The organism is Oleiphilus sp. HI0132, from assembly GCF_001635845.1.
In genome coordinates, this window is record NZ_LWGJ01001736.1 from 1 (window position 1) to 17281 (window position 17281).

Below are 17281 nucleotides of genomic sequence, written 5' to 3' on the forward strand. Positions count from 1 at the left end.
TGTAGCCTCGCGATGTTAAGAAGCGCTTAAGGCCCAAGGGTACGATGACTAAAGTTTCTTTTTTGTAGGGGTAGGCTCGAAGGGCTAAGTCATCTAAGTGGTCATAGTGGTTGTGGCTGATGGCTATGATATCGGCTTGGGGTAATGACTTGGCGTCAAATGCAGAAGGCACAAAACGTTTGGGGCCTAAAGAACCAAGGCCAGCAACTTCACTCAAGAAGGGGTCGGTAATGATAACTTTGTTGTTTAGGCGGAGGATAAAGGCTGCATGACCTATCCAGGTGATGCTAGGTTGCGGTGTATCGCGGTATTGCTGCTCCACTTGCTCCTTGGGCAGAATGTGGCCTTCAGGTATAGAAGGCATTCTATTTGCGAAGGGGAAGGTGGTAAAGAAGCGTATTGCTTCCCAAGTGCTACTAGTGCGTTTTGGGCTGCCGGGAGGGTTTCGAAACCCTCCTACTGGTAGATGATGTTGGGGGCGCTTGCTTGTCGACACTTGTGCTATTTCTTTCGTTTAACTGATTTTTTCTTGGCGCTTGTTTTCTTTCCAGAGGTTTTCTTTTTCTTCTTAGAACCAGCCGCTTTTCCGGAAGCTTTGAGTTTTTTCGGGCCTTTATAGTGACCTTCAAGCTCTTTAACTTTACGTCGCTTGAAGGTCTGCTTTAGAAAACGCTCTATACCGGCCATAAGGTTAAATTCAGGCGCGGAAATAAGGGTGATGGCTAAACCCTTTTCGCCCGCTCTGCCGGTGCGACCTATACGGTGGACATATATCTCACCACGCCTCGGCATTTCGAAGTTGATCACCAGATCCATGCCTTCAATATCAATACCTCGTGCAGCAATATCTGTAGCGACCATTACTTTCAGCTCGTTACGGCGCATTTTGCTCATCACGAGATTTCGTTGTTTCTGGTCTTTGTCTCCGTGTAATACACCAGCGCTAATTTCTTGTTGCTGCATGACACGGTAAACCTGATCTACTTGCTCTTTCGAGTTACAAAAGACAATGCTGTGACGATATGTTTCGTTTCTTAGTAGCCAGCATAGTAGTTGGTATTTGTGAGCGTTATCGTCAGCAAAGATGATTTGCTGATCAATTGATGTGTGAGTATCGCTTGTTTGGTTTAGCTCATACACTTTTGGCTCATCTAGCAACTGGTCTGCCAGGCCTCGAAGTGCTTTATTGGCTAGTGTTGCTGAATAGAGCTGCGTTTGACGCCGTTGATGACAGTGTTCTGAAATAGATAGAATCTCATCGCTAAAGCCCATGTCGAGTAAGCGGTCTGCTTCATCAAGTATCAGGATGTCTACCGAAGAAAGGTCTAACAGGTCTCTGGCAAGCAATTCAGACAAACGCCCCGGTGTTGCCACGATAAAGTGTGGCGGGTTTTGAATGATTTCGGTCTGTTTGTGGATGTCAGTACCGCCACCGATATGACCCAACTTAAGTGCTGTAAAGCGAGCTAGCTGTTTTGCCTGCTTAAGCACTTGTTGGGCGAGTTCACGTGTAGGAACCAATACCAGGGCAAGTATGTCACCGCCTTCTTCATGCATTATTTGGTCGAAGGTAGGGAGTAGATAGGCAGCCGTTTTACCACTACCTGTCTCAGCGCTGACAAATAAGTCTTCGCCATCGAGCGCGTCAACCAGGGTTTTTTCCTGAACTTCAGTCGGTTCTTTAAAACCTGCTTCTTCTATTGCTTGAATTAAACTGTCTTCGAGTTCACTGAACACAAATATTACCCTCTTCGAATGTGAAGCGGATAATACCAAATTAGAGCAAGAGTTATTAGAAGAAAGGAGAGAAATCGAGAAGTATTAAAATAAACAAGTAGATACTTGATTCTATCTGATTGCGCGCTTTACTCTAGACTTCTTCCCAATACTAACAATCTAATGTTGAACAAATCATATATGAATACCAAGCTAATTCACCTTTTTTCCCTGGTTTTCCTTATTCTTTTGCTTATTTCTACCAGCCTTTTTGCACGACCCAAAATTGGTTTGGCTTTGGGAGGAGGTGGTGCCAAAGGCGGTGCTCATGTTGGTGTGCTTAAAGCCTTAGAGCGTGAGCAGATTCCTGTTGATTACATAGCGGGCACCAGTATTGGCTCGATCGTAGGTGGCCTATATGCCATGGGTTACAGCGCGGCAGAGATTGAGAAGAAGATGATGGCTACTACGTGGGAGGAAGGTTACTCAGACTCGATTCCTCGTCAAGATTTACCTTATCGCTTAAAGCAAAGAGACCAATTTAATGTACCCTTGGATATAGGGCTGCGTGATTACCAAATTACCTCGCCAAGTGGTTTGTTGTATGGTCAGCGTGCCGCGCAGCTATTACGTGAGACCTTTGGTATGGTGCCGGTGCTATCGAGCTTTGATCAGCTGTCGATACCTTATCGAGCAATTGCGACCGACCTGAGCCGCAACGAGCAAGTTACACTAGATCACGGAGACCTACTTAGTGCTATGAGAGCCTCGGCCAATGTGCCTGGTGTGTTGGCACCTGTAAACTGGGACGGGCAGTTGTTAGTTGATGGTGGTTTGGTAAATAACGTTCCAATAGATGTCGTGAAACAAATGGGGGCGGATATCGTTATCGCAGTAGATATCGGGGATGAGTTAGCTAAGCCTGAATCCTTGACTGATACTTTTTCTATCTTGGGGCAGCTCTCTAACTTTCTCACCGTGGCCTCGACTGAAAAACAAAAGGCACACCTGGCGGCTGAAGATATTCTAATAAAGCCTGATATTGATAATTTGAGTACGACTGATTGGTCAACCTTTCACTTGGGAATACAAGAAGGTCTTGAAGCGGCTGAATATCATTTGTTGTCATTGCAGGCTTTGTCACTTTCGGAGGCAGAGTATCAGTCTTACCTGTTGGCAAAAGAGAGGGTGAAAAACCGTTTGGTGCGTGTGCAAAAAGAAGCATTTAAACAGATTAGAATAGATAACCACTCCAATGCTCATCAAAGTATTATTTCAGAAAACCTGGATTTAAAAGCGGGTGAGAAGTTAAGTCCGAGTCAACTTAACCAGGCATTAAGTCGAGTATATTCCCTTGATGAGTTTCAGCGAGTTGATGCCAGAATAATCCCCGAGAACGATCAGCACAGTGTCATAGTTACTGCCGAAGGAAAAGATTGGGGGCCGAACTTCCTTGAGTTTGGCTTGGGCTGGGAAACCAATTTTACCGATCAGTCAAAGACGGATCTTGATTTGGCTTATACCGCGACTAACCTAAGCGTTAATGGTGGAGAGTGGCGTTCGCAACTAGAGCTGGGAAGTGATCCTGAGTTAAATACGGAGTTATATTGGCCACTAACAAAATCCCGTACTTTTTATACTTTAGGTCGCTATGCCTTCGAGTCTGTTGACTGGCGTCTACTTGACCTCAATGTTCTTCCCTTAACTGTCGAGCAGAATATTCATCAGCTTCGGGCGGGTTTGGGGTTTAACTTTTCCAGGAATGGAATACTTGAAGTGGGCGGTTTGGCTGAAGTGGGGAGTTTGGATAATGACTATTTACTCTCCAAAAAGATAAACTATGACACGTATGGAGCTTATCTTAAACTGGGTTATGACAGCTTAAATAGTGCCAGCTTTCCAACAGAAGGAAATCGAATTGAGCTTTCCCTTATTCATAAAGAAGAAGATGCTGATAATGTAACGCTTCAAGATGGAGGGCAAAGTGATTTCGGCGTCCAGTCTACTCAGCTTGGCTTTGAGTGGAAGGGCGCGATTAGTATTGATAGCCATGCCTTTGTAGGCAAGGCTGCTTTTAATAAGATGTTCGTAGATGATGGCGAACACAGTGTTAACAATGCTTCTTTAGGTGGTTTTTTAAACCTGTCCGGTTTTAACGAGCGAGACCTGAGCGGGCCGCATAAGGCCTTTATGGCATTGATTTATCAATACGACTTACGTGGAGGCTTTATTAGAAAAACAGGTTTGCCCTTATACGTAGGACTTAGCGCAGAAGCTGGGAATGTGTGGAGACAGGATGAGAAAGTCGACCTCGAAGAGCTTATTTATGGTGGTAGTATCTATCTAGGCACCGACACCATAATGGGCCCAGTTGCTTTGGGCTACGGTGCCAATGATCATGGTGCCAGCTCGGTATACTTTTACCTGGGTTACGAGCTGTAAGTTTGCCGCTAAGAGAAGTATTCCACTATCCAGGTATAGAGTAGGTCGACGCTTATATCTGCCAGCTTGATTTGCTGAAATGCATCATCAGGGTCCTTATCTCGGTAAGCGAACTGATACATAAGCTGTTCGGGCTGTTCATCATGCAGAATCAAGATGATTCGTTTACCACTTTTCAGACAATCAATTGTCATGACGTCGGCCGGAATCCCGTTAGCTCGCATATTTTTGCTGACACCGACAACCGGATTAATGTTGGCGTGCTCTTGCTGGATTTTTACGTGAGTGTCGGTGGCCAGGTCGGAGAGAATGGATAAGGGGGTTGTGCTCACGAAGGCTCCTCGTCATGTTTGCTGTGGCTGGTTTGATGAATCATCTCTGCAGGTCTAAATAGCTGTTCTAATAAATAGCTTTTGAAAGACTCTGGGTATTCGAGAGTGTCGAGAGCTTTCTCCATACATAGCATCCAGGCGTCTCTTTCTTCACTATCTATGGTGAGGTGGCTATGTACTTTAGGGATGCTAATCGATCCAAAGTGTTGCATATACAAACGCGGTCCACCCATCCACCCGGCCAGGAAGTAGGTGAGCTTCTGTCGGGATAGAGTCAAATCTTCAGGGTGCATTTTCCGAATGACTTGTGCTTCGGGTAGGGTATCCATCATTAAATAGAACGTATCAACTAAACGTGTCAGTCCCGGTTCACCGCCTGCGGCAACAAAGGTCGAGTCACCTTGGCCATACTGTTTATCGCTAATATTCATTAAGTTATCTAACTTTGTTTTCTCACACTTACCAAGCCTTTACTAGCTTAAGCAATGTTTTGTCAGTTTGTTCAGTGCCCTGATTTAAACCATGCCTCATCACTTCCAGAGGTATAATTCAGTCGCGGCCACAAATAGTTTGAGCAGTTGATTCAGCACGATTGGAGATTTGATAAGGGCGTTTAGTTTCTGAGCTTGTCATGTGCTTAATAATGACGTGAAAAATCTTGAAGTCAAATTGAGTGATACTAAATCGTGATTGGCTTATCTGGAAGGGCGGATTCGTTTAATAAAAAGGTTTGAATTATTAAGTAATTAAGATGCCATTAAAGTTAAACTAAGCAGACCAGCCTGTAAAACGCCTAAGTGCGTGTTTTATTATGGTTTACAATTCAGTCATTAGAATCCTTAAAATTGCAAAGAAGTCGGAGAGTTATGCACCTTAATGCAGTCTCAAAATTACGAGATGAGCAGAGTAAAAAGATACATCGGCCTTTTTCTGCTCGTGGTAGCAAGTTAGAAAGGTGCCCGTCATGCCTATTAGTTGAGCATCATTGCATCTGTGCAGAGCGACCCGTTGTTGAGGCTGCTTGTGCATTTTGTTTTATTCTCTATCAGGGGGAAGTATTTAAGCCCAGTAATACCGGACGCATCATCGCAGATCTTATCCCTGACAATTATGCTTTCCAGTGGCAACGTACCGAGCAGGAGGCTGCTTTGCGCGATCTATTGGAGAATCCAGATTACTTTCCTATCGTGGTCTTTCCTCATGAGTATGCAGAAGCTGATCAGTGTATTCGAAACCCGGTTGAAATAGAGAGTCAAGTGCATGGCAAGAGGCCTTTATTTATTATCTTAGATGGAACTTGGCGAGAGGCTAAAAAAATGTTTCGTAGTGCTTATCTTCGGCCTTTTCCTGTGTTGGGGATTAGCCCTGAAAAGGTGTCAAATTATCAGCTGCGCGAAGCATCACAGGATCATCAGTTATGTACGGCCGAAGTGGGTGTTGAAGTACTGAAGTTGGCGGGTGAGCATGAAGCTGCGCAAAGCTTGGATAAATACTTTAAACTCTTTCGAGAGCGTTATTTGGCGGGTAAGGCGAATATCATTCTTAAACGCTAATATTGTGTCTTTAATCTAAGGTTAATAATGTGACAGAAATAGTCGAATTCAAACTAACGCTCGATGAAAGTAATTGCCACATTAAGGCAAGCCAGATACTCGCCAGTCATACGAATCTCTCGCAAGCCAAGATAAAAGACGCCATGCAAAAAGGCGCTGTATGGTTGCATCGAGGGAAGGGGAAGCAGCGTTTAAGGCGAGCTAGTAAGGCGCTAAAGGCTGGTGATGAGCTTGAACTTAATTATAACGCTGAAGTTCTCAGGCAAGCTATCCCTGAACCAAAGTTGATCCATGATGCTTATGATTACAGTATTTGGTTCAAACCCTATGGCCTGAACTGCCAGGGAAGCCGATGGGGAGACTTTGCCAGTATTAATCGTTGGGTAGAAGTAAACCTTGCTAAGCTTAGCAATACCCATGAACGACCTGTCTTTCTAGTCCATCGGTTGGACAGAGCAACCACGGGTTTAATGGTTTTATGTCATAGTAAAAAAGCTGCGCAATGCTTTAGTGAGATGTTTAGTCAGGGGAGGGTTGATAAACGCTACCAGGCAATTGTGCACGGTGATTTTTCTATCTTCCCGCAAGACTATGAAGTAAATAGCCCTGTGGAGGGTAAAGCCGCATGTAGTATGTTTTCTTATGTTGAAGGTAAGGGCGAGTATTCCCTACTTGACGTTAGATTACTAACGGGCCGCAAGCACCAAATTCGCCAACACATCTCCTCCTTAGGCTACCCGATTGTTGGCGACCGGCTATATGGTAAATCATGTGACACGGAAGCTGAGGGTGTTAGGGATCTGCAATTGCAGTCGGTATCACTGAGTTTTGACTGCCCGTTTGAACATTGTAAACAGAGTTTCAAAGTCGCTGAGCAAGATCATCTTTGTCTCTAGGCACTATTCCAATTTTTCAAAAACTAAGCCTAATCTACGCACCTGTTGACTCCCGTCATTTTCTTCTGCCGTACTCAGACTATATTGAGCACTCAATAAAAAAATCTCACTCGCCTCCTAAAGGCGGTCTTCATGTTCGTAGAGATAAGGAAGGGATATGTCTGAAATACTAAAGAATCCGGGGTGGAAGGTAGCCATCGCGGGTACAGGGATCAACCTGGCTCTAGGGGTGCTTTATACCTGGAGCATTTATCAATCCAAGATTGTTGAATCAATTGAAGCGGGCGGTGCCGGTGGATTTAATTGGGACAGAGCTTCGGTTGGCGATCCTTATGCCATCTGCTGTTTAGTGTTTGCCTTTACGATGATTCTGGCGGGTAAGTGCCAGGACTTATTAGGGCCCAGGGTAACGGCACTGATTGGTGGCGTGTTAGTGGGTGCAGGTTTGCTGGTGATTTCGCAAAGCACGAGTTATACAGCTTGGGTGCTTGGTTTTGGTGTGCTCACCGGTGCAGGTATCGGTTTTGGTTATGCTTCGGCTACGCCACCTGCACTGAAGTGGTTCCCCGGCGGGCAGACCGGACTTATTGCGGGTTTGGTCGTTGCAGGCTTTGGCTTGGCACCTGTCTATATTGCCCCCTTGGCTTCTTACCTTGTTGGTGAGTGGGGTTTGCAAAGCACCATGATGTTTTTTGGCGCTGCATTCTTTATTGCCTTAAGCATTCTATCCCGTTTTCTTAAGAATCCGCCTGAGGGCTATGTTCCTGCTGAACCAGAATCTTCGGATCAGAATGTAGTTAAAGAACTGCCTGCCAAAACAGAGCAAGAAGACTTGGAACCGGTTCAACGCAGTGAGCCTGAAAGATCCATGGATGCATCACTGGTTATTAAAACGGCTTCATTTTGGAAACTCTGGTTTCTGTATTTTATTGGCGCTGGAGCCGGGCTAATGGTGATTGGTAGCGTGGCTGGGATGGCGAAGCAAAGTATGGGTAACGCTGCGTTTATCGTCGTCGCCATCATGGCGGTAGGTAATGCCTCAGGACGGATTATTGCTGGCGTGGTGTCTGATGCCATGGGTAAAAACCTTGCCTTGGAAATCTTCCTGGCGCTTCAGTCTTTGAATATGTTTCTGGCGATATTCGTCGTCTCTAGTGAGGGGGCGATGGCGTTCTTTATTGTCTTGTCGGCGACCTTTATTGGCTTTAATTACGGTACCAATCTGGCGCTTTTTCCTGCCTTTTGTAAGGGTTGGTGGGGCTTGAAGTCCTTTGGTATCAATTATGGCCTTCTGTTTACTTCGTGGGGAATAGGCGGTTTTGTGATGACCAAAATATCGGGAGCGATAGTCGCGAGTACCGGATCCTATGTCTGGTCATTTATCGTGGCTGGAATTCTACTGGCGATTGCCGCTTTCGTTGCATTACGAATGAAAGAACCTAAGAGTGTTGCCTAGAGCATGAAAAAAGGGGCGGGTCTAAATCGACCGGCCCCTTTTGTTTAAGTAAGACTAAACCTGTTTAACACTTAGTTTAGTAAATCATTACCTAAGTTGATTAACTGCGTCTCACCATTGCTATCATCAACACCGTCATTGTCATTGACGACATAAACAGTATTGTCTGCAGTTACGGCTAAGCCTTCCATTTTCTCGTAAGTCGCTCCACCTGGCGCAGACAAGTCACCTTCAGCAATAAGATCTCTGACCAGAGTCTTGCTAATGGTGTCGCCATCGCTCAGTGCAGATACGTCAAACTCATAGATGCGCTTAATGGCTGCATCTTTGCCGCCCTGGTTATCACGCTCAAGCATTAGGAACTTACCGTCGCCAATCGAGGTGATATCAGATAAACCAACCCAGCCACCATTTTGCGACTCGGCAGTATCGAGAGGGTAGAAGAAGAAGCTCCACTGCTCACTTGTCGTATTGTAAGCACCAATGCGTGGATTCGCTTCATCGCCCCAAGCGCGCTGAATTGCTACATAGACTGAACCGTTATATTCAGTGATGCCTTCAAAGCCGAAGCGTACTTGAATATCATTCACTGATTGTGGCAGTGTGATAACTTCTTCAATGACGCCATTCGCATCGGTTTTGAATATGAAGTTCAAGCTATTGATTGGTCGTCCTGCATCCCCTTGTGTACCTGAACCTTCAGAAGCAACCCAGAAACCGCCATCGCTGGCAACGGCTATACCTTCAGGGTCAATATTGACGCTGTTGTCATCATTGATCAGTAGCGCTAGGTCTGCTTCATCGAAAACACTGACGCGTGTTGCATCGTCAGCATCAACCGAATCATCTGCCAAAACGCTTCTGGAAATGGCTGCAAAGATATTATTGCTATCTTTGATTGTGACTTCCTGGTTCAGCTGAGCGGGTGTGGTGCTGACGTCAATACCGAAAATACGACTTTGACCATAGAAGCTGTCTTCGATGGAATAAAGCATGTTTTCATCTGTTGGGCTTGCTGCCAAACCAGATAGTGCGCTCCAAGGTATGGGTGTCTCATCGACTCGATTAGTTGACTCGATTGTTGGGTAGCTTGCATCTGCGCTAGAGCGCTGATAGATATTCAATGCCGCACGGAACTTATCACCACGATCATCTTTTTCACTGGCGACAACCAGTAGGTTTCTATCAGGGATAGCCAAGCCACCTTCAGGGCCCACACCCGCAGGTAGGGTTTGCTTGTATACAGGCTGCTCTGGGTTACTGACATCGTAAACAAATACTAGGTTAGCACGTTCAGAGTTGACGAATAAGTAAGGCGTACCACCGAAGCTAGCAACTTCGATATTCTCAGGCTCGTTACCTTTGTTTCCAGAACGAGCATCTGGGTAGTGGCCGAAGCGAACTGCCATGTGGTCCAGGTCGTTGCCGGAAGAGTAAACCACTTCACCTTGCTTGTTGAAGATTGTGAAGCCACGGCTGCCACCGTCTAAATCACCTTCATCGGCAGTGGCGAAATATTCAGTGTCAATCCAAGATACGCCATCAGGCTCACGAGGAATATCGTTTAAGCTCTCGCTTAATGAAATAATGGCGGCATCTTCTTCTGTGTTGTCGATGTTTTCAAGATCAACGGTACCCGCTGAGAAGTCTGCGCTAACCGTGGCTGTTTCCAGGTCAACTAATAAAATGTGGTTGTTTTCCTGAAGTGTGACAACAGCGATATTGTCACTGTTGATATCGACATATTCTGGCTCAGGGTCTGCTGCGTACAGGTCAGCAATTCCGGTGATGTCTAGAGTTTGGCTTGTCCAATCAGCAGGTTCACCGCTTAGGTTAAGAATAACCAGCTCGCCAGCTGGAAGCTGCGGTGGCGCACCATCGCCTAGATCTTCATCACGCTCGTTTTCAAGAATCACAAGTGCATACATGCTGTCCGGGCTGACTGCGATAGAGTCTGGTTGGCCGCCAAGAGCGATCGTTCTAACTAGAGTTTTACTCGCAATATTAATGACAGCTAGCTCGCCCGATACCGTGACGTAGTCTGTTGAAGTGTTTACAGCCGCGAGAGCGTACTCTCCTTTGATCGCTACTGATGTTGGCTCGCCATTGAGTGCGAATGTGCCTGCAGCAGCCGGAGACTCAATAGTAGAAATATCGACGAAGCCTAGCTGTTCTTGCTCGCTGTCAGTATAGATTAACGTTTGTCCGTCAGTGCTTGCGGCAACAATTTCTGCAACGGTTTCGGTGTCGTCATTACATTGAGTATTGATCTGCTCACATACGTGGAAAGTCGCCACTCTATTGAAGTTTTTGACTGACGAGGAGTCTTTATCGTCATCGCTGCAACCTGCTAACAAGAGGGGGCTTGAAATGGCGAGAGCGAGAGCCGTTTTCTTAAACATATTCATAGAGTGCATAATTTTCCTTTCCATTTAACGATAGGTGTTTTTACTGAAGAGGGAATTATGTTTCGAGAGTGCTACAAATTTATGTCTCTTTTAAGTCACTTTGGTGACGGTACTTATATGCAAGGAGTGGAGCCTTCCTGTTTCTATAGAAAAATGACTAGTCGAAACAGGAGGCGAGTTGATTTAGCCGGGCTAGAGAGCACAGAGGTTTGATAACCAGATTGTCTGATAAGGCGCTAAATCGATTGTGTTATCAGCTTTGCTAAGCTCTTGCCCACTGATTAAGTTGCACCATGCTTGAGTATCGACCAGATTAATGTCAGCTATCGCAAGTTGCTGTGACTCCTTGCTGATGTTCGATATACAAAAAATGCTTTGCTTTCTGTCTGGAGACTGACGCCAATAGGCGAATATTTTATCCCCCAGGTGCAAAGTGAATTGCACTGCATTAGGGTGAAAGGCAGCATGTTGTTGTCGGATTTTTAGCAGACGTTTTATTTCGCTGAAGACACGCTGGTGATGCGTGTTTTCGTTAAGCTGCGTAGTTAAATCTGTATAGTCCCACTGGTGTCTGTTAATAGATCGATTATGGCCGGTGTTCTCCATTCGCTTATAGTCGTTTTGGGTGGCTAGCAAGCTATGGACATAAATACCCGGAATGCCCTCTAAGCCAAACATAATGGTATGTGCACAGAGAAAACGTTCGATACCGAATTGATCTTTTCCTTCTGTCGTGCCTTGTAGCGCATCGAATAGTGAGATATTGATTTCGTATGGTTTGCGAGAAGGCGTTTCGGTATTTCGACCATCTACGCTGTCCAGTGCTCGCCATGAGATTTGTCCTCCGAAGCTTTGCATGGTTTCTACTAGATTTTGTACCTCATCTTCGTTGAGAATTCCTTCAATTGGCCGTAAGCCAATACCGTCATGAGAGGCAATGAAGTTGAAATAGCAAGTGCCGTGCTGTGCCGGAGGCATGCTCATCAGCCACAGCTTCAAGTGATGACAGTTCCCACTGATTAAGGTATTCAGCAATAAGGGGGGCAAAGCGAAGTTATAAACACAATGCGCTTCGTTAGCATTACCAAAGTACGACAAGTTTTCTCTATTGGGAATGTTAGTCTCAGTGATAATAATGGCATCGGGCTGAGCATGTTCGATTAACAAACGAAGCAGGCGAACGACGTTATGTGTTTCTTCCAGATTGATACTGCTAGTACCGGCACGCTTCCATAGAAAGGCAATAGCATCCAGGCGAAATACTCGAACGCCCATATCGAGGTAGTGTCTAATGATCTTGATGAATTGCAGTAATACCCGAGGGTTTCTGAAATCGAAGTCGACCTGATCATGACTAAAGGTACACCATACGTGTTGCGTGCCGTAAGGCGTTTCAGTTTTTCTAAGTAGTGGGCTTGTTCTGGGCCTAACGACAGCGCTTAGGTCTGTTTCCGGGTCTTCGGTAAAAAAGTAATCGTGTCCAGGGCCTTCGGCTTTAATAAAGTTCTGAAACCAGACACTACGGCTAGAGCAATGGTTAATCACCAGATCACTCATAAGCTTATAGTGGCTGGCGATGTCCTGGATATCGGGCCAATCGCCTAAGGCTTCATTAACGCTTGAAAAATCCATGACCGCAAAGCCATCGTCTGAGCTATAGGGGAAAAAAGGCAGGATATGAACTGAATTAATGGTGCTTTCACAGTGCTCGTCAAGAAAGTGCTTGAGTGTATGGAGAGGTTTTTCCCCATCGACAAGAAATGTGTCGCCATAAGTAATCATGCACGTTGTTGATTGATCCCATAATGTCTGGTGATCCCCTGGTGTCTGGCAGCTAGTATCTAGCCTCATTTCCTTAAGCGCGCTATCTGTTAGAGAGGCGGTGCTCTCGTTTAGTTCGATGTCATGATAAATAACGTCCAGCAAGTGTTGAGCTTGCTGGACTAGAGCCGAGTATATAGAGTTCATTGTGAGAAAAACTCCTTATTGTCAGCCTCCACCGCTGCATATAGTCTTTCGAGAATATCGGGCTTGGCGCTAATAACTCTGTTCCAACTAGGAATGAAAGGGGTATCCATCGGCTTCTCGAGGAAGGCTTCACCAGCTTTCATGATGTTGTGAGCAAAAAGCTCGACGGCTTTTTCTTCCTGATGAATATCCAGCGACAAGCCATTCATCAAAGCATCGTTGTGATAAGTTTCGACAAAATCGAGCGCGATTCTAAAGTAGGTCGCTTTAATTGAGCGGAATGTTTCAGTGTTAAAGGTCTTGCCGTGAGTTGCCAGTTTTCTAAATAAGGCCTTTGAGATATCGATCGACATCTTGGATAAGCCTCCCTGATCATTTTCAGCTGACAAGTCCTGGTGTTTGTGGTCGTAAACATCGGCAATGTCTACCTGGCACAGCCTATTGTTGGCGTAGTTGCGGTGCATCTCAGAAAGCACACCTATTTCCAAACCCCAGTCGCTGGGAATGCGAATGTCGTTAAGCACATCTTTACGGAAGGAAAACTCACCGGCGAGTGGGTAACGAAAGCTATCCATAAATTGTAGATACTCTAATTCGCCATAGACTTTCTTTAAGGCTCGTAATAGCGGCGTTACCAGCAAACGGCTAACGCGGCCATTTATTTTGCCTTCAGCAACGCGAGCATAGAAACCTTTACAGAACTCATAGTTGAAGCGAGGGTTGGCAACCGGGTAGATCAGTCTTGCTAATAGTTCTCTGTCATAGGTAACAATGTCGCAATCGTGCAGAGCGACTGATTCAGATCGGTCAGACGCTAGCGTGTAGCCCATGCAGTACCAAACATTTCGTCCTTTTCCTAACTCTTTTGGTGCCAGGTTTAAGGCTTGTAATTCAGCATCAATCGCTTTGAGTCGTGGACCTTCATTCCAGAGGACGCGGTGATGTTGCGGTAATTGGCCAAAGAACTTTAAAGCGTGCCGGTACTGCGCCTCGTTAGCTCGATCTAAGCCAATAACGATTTCTGATAGATAGTCGGCACCTTCGAGGTGGCTGACGATCTTGGGTAGTGCCTCACCTTCGAGTTCGGAGAAAAGAGATGGAAGAATCAAGGACATGGGGCGTTGTTTACTAAAGCCCCTTAACTCATCTTCCAAATCATCCAGAGGGCGACGTGATAGGTTGTGTAGGGTGGTGACAATGCCGTTTTGATAGAAATCAGCCATAATGATTTTCTCTCTAACTGTAGATAATGTTGTTTACGCCTTGGGCCCAGCCTTTCGGGCCACAATGCTCGCTAACTTGGTAGCCACTAGTACGGGCTAAACTTGGTGGAGCGTGAGCTGGAGAGCGGATAATGAGCGCTCTATCAGCAAGCTCCAACATGGCGACATCATTAAGACTATCGCCAATTGCGAGTGTTTTTAAGTCGCAGGGAATGGAAAAATTAATGAACTGTTTGACCAGCCAAGATAAGGCTCGGCCTTTATCGTGATCTCCGTTCAAGCATAGGAAACGCCCTCCTTGAAGAACGGTGCCTCCCTTATTTTCCAGATAAGTAATGAAGGATTGCTTATCGGAATGATTGCCTAGCCATTGAATTGGCTCACTGTACTCGCGCTCATTCGCTTGCTTGGCTTGCTCGACGCTAAGCCCTGTTAGCTCGGCAAGCGCTTGCTCGCTCATCGCTGCAAAATGGTTAAATTGCTGCGGAAAATCCTTTTTGGCTTGTTCGAGAATACCGAGCCAGTGTTGACGTGTTTCTGATAAGCCATAAACCCAGTATCCGTTTTGCTCGTAGCAAGCTTCTGGTTTACAGGGAAAATAGTCCGTAGGGATCAAGACAGCAGCGCCATTTTCAACAATAAACGGTTGCTGGTTTTTGATTGCTTTTCTGAGCTTGAGCACCTCGGTACGAGTTTTACTGGTGGCAAAAATAACAGGAATATGATCTGCCTTTAGTTTCCCCAGCAAGGCTTTGGCTTCGGCATATTGATAGCTTTCATGGTCTAGTAAGGAGCCATCTAAATCAGTAAATATTAACCATTGCTTCATATTGATTCTCCTTTACTCTATTCTCTTCAATCAAGAGTTTAACTAACTTTGTCCTAGAGTTTAAATGTCTAAACCTCTAGGCATAAGGTGCTTTACAACCTTTCGTGAATTGTCCAGATTCAGTACGTGATGGCAGTGCTCAGGAAGGCAATCTAAACTATGTCTAGTCAGGCGCTCATAGTGCTGAATAAATGTTTCGACTTCCTCAGGGCTCATGATTTTGCTGTGTGTTTGATCCGTATCAAAAGAGCTTTTCTGACGAAGTTTCTCTTCTTGTTCCAGTCGCCACTGATATACACAGTCGAAGCTTGGCGCTTGTAACATGATCAAGCAATCAATTTGATTCCATAAAGACGGATAGTGGCTTGAGAGTTGATCGTTGACATATTGTCGCCAAGTGCCACTTTCGTCTTGTGTTGATTCAAGTTTGTTGATTGCTTCTTTAAGTCGCTCCTCAGCTTGAGCGGGGATCCCCAGACACCAGCCTTCCAAAATAATTATATCTAAAGGTGCTTCTACTTTTGGCCAGCTGCATTCTGGAAAGCGATCATCGGTAGCTTTATCGAATCGAGGTATAGAGATCTCTTGGTTGTGACTTTTTAGTGCATGCAGTGTATTCAGGGCCAAATTTAGGTCGTGGGTGCCGGGCACGCCTCGTGTTTTAAGCATGGGGTGAATGTCGCGTGCCAAGTGCTGGCGTTGGTCGTGCGTAAGGTAAAAGTCGTCGATAGAGATGGATAGACTCTTTAAACCTTCGGCCTGGAACGACAGGGAAAGGTAGTCTGCCAAAGTAGTCTTTCCAGAGCCTTGGCAACCATTTAATCCAACAATTATGGTTTTTTGTGCACCTTTATGGTGCTTGATAATAGTCTTAACCAGCGGGTCAAACCAAATTGAGGCCTGAGTTAAATAGGACTCAGGTAGCTTGTTGCCCTTTATAAATGCCTGTTTGTCAGCTGTCTTCATGGTAGGGAGCCTATCACTACTCAATAATATAAGTGGGATAATGCATTAACCGTTCCGGTTTTTAAGTTACGGAAGAAGCTTTTGATTGGATCAGGGGGAGACAGCTTTAAATAAGGAACCATGCCTCCCTTAAAACGTCTGGGAGGCATGGGCTAACTTAGCGCCTAACGGAACAGATTTTCTTCATTAACCAATTCAATCGCATTCAACTGATGGTAAATACTATCATCGTAGGCACCATTTGAGATGATGCGTTGTCTGTGACGCTCAAAGATCTTGTTGTACTTCATTATGCGGCTGCCATAAGCAGACCAGGCTTGCTCTTTGGCTTGCTGAGGCCATGATTCGAGTTCAATTTGTGCAGTTTCTAGTTGAGAAACATGCGGGCCTCCCCAAATCATTGACATGGCGAGTGCTCCCATACCGTGCATATCGGGGTGATTCTTCATAGCTTCAATTTGCTGGGGAGTCATTGAGGCAAATGTTCCCATATGCTCCACACTGCGCTTAAGTGCTTTGTAGTAATCTTCCATTGCGTCTTCATCGTAGTTGTCGACGCTAATATTTACATTACGTGTTCTAACATTAACGACAGGTGCTGCAGCAACGACAGGGGTGACAACAGGTGCAGTGTATTGCTGAGTTGCTTGGGGCATTGGGTCGTCTTCACCACCGATCGTTAGACGACCACCTTTACCTAGTCCGCCTTTTACCGTTTGGGCTTTGTATACGCGAAGAGCCTTAACCATTTCATTGAAGGAGTCAGCGAAGGCTGCGGTAACAACCTTACCTTCAGGAGTCTTAGAAAATCCACCTACGCCGACAGCAGCACCGCCACCAAATAGGCCGCCAAGGAAACCGAAGTCATTGTTTTCAGCGCTACCATTTGCCGAAGAAACCTGAACACCAGAACGGTTTTCGATAAGCGTTAAATTGGTTTCGGCTTCATTTGAACTCATTTGACCGGCCGCAAGCTTGCCTAGTGATCCGAAACTGCCAAGTACTGCGCCAAACCCGCCGGTTTTTTCTGCAAACAAGACAGAGGGGCTAAGTGTAAAATCAGCTGCTACCATTTGACCGCCGCCAAAATTACTACCAGAGCGCAGTTGACCAGAATTCATTAGTTGACGTTCACGGTTCATTGCATTCATTGCCGCGCCACGTTCAACGATGACAAAACAGTTTGATTGCTGAATCATGAGTCTTAGGACCGGGACAGTACTTCCTAGTCTTGGATATTGCTGTTTGTAAGTTCCCCACCATGGTAGTGAGGTATCTTCAAAGATAGACAGTGTGCCGAGTGTTTCTTCACACTTTTCGAGTTCTGTGTTGTTATCTACGCTACTTTCACCAGCAGCACTGCCAGTAACGACACCGCTTCCGCCACCACCTAGGGAAGGCATGGTGCTACAAGCAGATAGCAAGATTGATGCGATAGTTATGGATATAACGCTTATTGATTTGATGGGGTTAATTCCGACTTCCTTTTAAA

14 protein-coding genes are annotated in these 17281 nt (G+C 45.6%); 4 read left to right on the top strand and 10 right to left on the bottom strand.

Annotated features, from left to right (window positions below; genetic code table 11):
* Together A3766_RS29295 and A3766_RS26520 are read right to left on the bottom strand one after the other, a co-directional pair.
* On the bottom strand, nucleotides 1–496 hold a 496-nt coding region (locus A3766_RS29295), incomplete at its 3' end, for an MBL fold metallo-hydrolase (protein ID WP_197479769.1).
* Nucleotides 497–501: 5 nt separating this feature from the next.
* Nucleotides 502–1737 (bottom strand): DEAD/DEAH box helicase, encoded by a 1236-nt coding sequence (locus A3766_RS26520; RefSeq protein WP_197469805.1) that lies wholly within the window; start codon nucleotides 1735–1737, stop codon nucleotides 502–504.
* 180 nt (nucleotides 1738–1917) lie between these two features.
* On the opposite strand from A3766_RS26520, the gene A3766_RS26525 reads away from it, so the two are divergent.
* Nucleotides 1918–4158 carry a patatin-like phospholipase family protein gene (locus tag A3766_RS26525; protein WP_068509510.1) on the top strand — a complete coding sequence of 747 codons (2241 nt, stop codon included), beginning with the start codon at nucleotides 1918–1920 and terminating at the stop codon, nucleotides 4156–4158.
* An 8-nt stretch (nucleotides 4159–4166) separates the two neighbouring features.
* Here A3766_RS26525 and A3766_RS26530 read toward each other — a convergent pair whose 3' ends face one another.
* Both A3766_RS26530 and A3766_RS26535 read right to left on the bottom strand, forming a co-directional pair.
* Nucleotides 4167–4490, bottom strand: a complete 324-nt coding sequence (locus A3766_RS26530) for a hypothetical protein (RefSeq protein WP_068509494.1) — start codon at nucleotides 4488–4490, stop codon at nucleotides 4167–4169.
* Nucleotides 4487–4921, bottom strand: coding sequence for a group II truncated hemoglobin (locus A3766_RS26535; RefSeq protein WP_068509492.1), 435 nt, complete (start codon nucleotides 4919–4921; stop codon nucleotides 4487–4489). Before A3766_RS26535 ends, A3766_RS26530 begins: the two co-directional genes overlap by 4 nt.
* A 435-nt stretch (nucleotides 4922–5356) precedes the next feature.
* On the opposite strand from A3766_RS26535, the gene A3766_RS26540 reads away from it, so the two are divergent.
* The 3 genes from A3766_RS26540 (at nucleotide 5357) to A3766_RS26550 (ending at nucleotide 8395) form a co-directional block, all read left to right on the top strand.
* Nucleotides 5357–6043 carry a tRNA-uridine aminocarboxypropyltransferase gene (locus A3766_RS26540; protein WP_068509490.1) on the top strand — a complete coding sequence of 229 codons (687 nt, stop codon included), beginning with the start codon at nucleotides 5357–5359 and terminating at the stop codon, nucleotides 6041–6043.
* A 29-nt stretch (nucleotides 6044–6072) separates the two neighbouring features.
* Entirely contained in the window at nucleotides 6073–6939 is an 867-nt protein-coding gene (locus tag A3766_RS26545; protein ID WP_197470093.1) for an RNA pseudouridine synthase, read from the top strand.
* Nucleotides 6940–7096: 157 nt separating this feature from the next.
* Complete coding sequence (locus tag A3766_RS26550; protein WP_068643310.1) at nucleotides 7097–8395, top strand: OFA family MFS transporter; 1299 nt, start codon at nucleotides 7097–7099, stop codon at nucleotides 8393–8395.
* Between the two features lie 71 nt (nucleotides 8396–8466).
* Here A3766_RS26550 and A3766_RS26555 read toward each other — a convergent pair whose 3' ends face one another.
* The 6 genes from A3766_RS26555 to A3766_RS26580 form a co-directional block, all read right to left on the bottom strand.
* Nucleotides 8467–10803 (bottom strand): esterase-like activity of phytase family protein, encoded by a 2337-nt coding sequence (locus A3766_RS26555; RefSeq protein ID WP_197475884.1) that lies wholly within the window; start codon nucleotides 10801–10803, stop codon nucleotides 8467–8469.
* A gap of 192 nt (nucleotides 10804–10995) precedes the next feature.
* Nucleotides 10996–12771 carry a sugar phosphorylase gene (locus A3766_RS26560; protein WP_068509484.1) on the bottom strand — a complete coding sequence of 592 codons (1776 nt, stop codon included), beginning with the start codon at nucleotides 12769–12771 and terminating at the stop codon, nucleotides 10996–10998.
* On the bottom strand, nucleotides 12768–13994 hold the full coding sequence (locus A3766_RS26565) for a glycosyl transferase (protein ID WP_068509482.1): 1227 nt from the start codon (nucleotides 13992–13994) through the stop codon (nucleotides 12768–12770). Before A3766_RS26565 ends, A3766_RS26560 begins: the two co-directional genes overlap by 4 nt.
* A gap of 13 nt (nucleotides 13995–14007) precedes the next feature.
* Nucleotides 14008–14823, bottom strand: coding sequence for a mannosyl-3-phosphoglycerate phosphatase (locus A3766_RS26570; RefSeq protein WP_068509480.1), 816 nt, complete (start codon nucleotides 14821–14823; stop codon nucleotides 14008–14010).
* Nucleotides 14824–14883: 60 nt separating this feature from the next.
* The gene (locus tag A3766_RS26575) at nucleotides 14884–15789 is read right to left on the bottom strand and encodes a hypothetical protein (protein WP_068509477.1); all 906 of its coding nucleotides are present in this window, start codon (nucleotides 15787–15789) and stop codon (nucleotides 14884–14886) included.
* A gap of 164 nt (nucleotides 15790–15953) precedes the next feature.
* A complete protein-coding gene (locus A3766_RS26580) occupies nucleotides 15954–17192 on the bottom strand; it encodes a CsgG/HfaB family protein (RefSeq protein ID WP_068509475.1) in 1239 nt (412 codons plus the stop codon).
* Between the last annotated feature and the right edge of the window lie 89 nt (nucleotides 17193–17281).

Excerpts from the sequence above, each read along its gene's own strand:
- A3766_RS26535 (WP_068509492.1), bottom strand. The coding sequence starts at position 4,921 with ATGAATATTAGCGATAAACAGTATGGCCAAGGTGACTCGACCTTTGTT.
- A3766_RS26570 (WP_068509480.1), bottom strand. The coding sequence starts at position 14,823 with ATGAAGCAATGGTTAATATTTACTGATTTAGATGGCTCCTTACTAGAC.
- A3766_RS26550 (WP_068643310.1), top strand. The coding sequence starts at position 7,097 with ATGTCTGAAATACTAAAGAATCCGGGGTGGAAGGTAGCCATCGCGGGT.
- A3766_RS26560 (WP_068509484.1), bottom strand. The coding sequence starts at position 12,771 with ATGAACTCTATATACTCGGCTCTAGTCCAGCAAGCTCAACACTTGCTG.
- A3766_RS26555 (WP_197475884.1), bottom strand. The coding sequence starts at position 10,803 with ATGAATATGTTTAAGAAAACGGCTCTCGCTCTCGCCATTTCAAGCCCC.
- A3766_RS26540 (WP_068509490.1), top strand. The coding sequence starts at position 5,357 with ATGCACCTTAATGCAGTCTCAAAATTACGAGATGAGCAGAGTAAAAAG.
- A3766_RS26525 (WP_068509510.1), top strand. The coding sequence starts at position 1,918 with ATGAATACCAAGCTAATTCACCTTTTTTCCCTGGTTTTCCTTATTCTT.
- A3766_RS26575 (WP_068509477.1), bottom strand. The coding sequence starts at position 15,789 with ATGAAGACAGCTGACAAACAGGCATTTATAAAGGGCAACAAGCTACCT.
- A3766_RS26580 (WP_068509475.1), bottom strand. The coding sequence starts at position 17,192 with ATGCCTTCCCTAGGTGGTGGCGGAAGCGGTGTCGTTACTGGCAGTGCT.
- A3766_RS26565 (WP_068509482.1), bottom strand. The coding sequence starts at position 13,994 with ATGGCTGATTTCTATCAAAACGGCATTGTCACCACCCTACACAACCTA.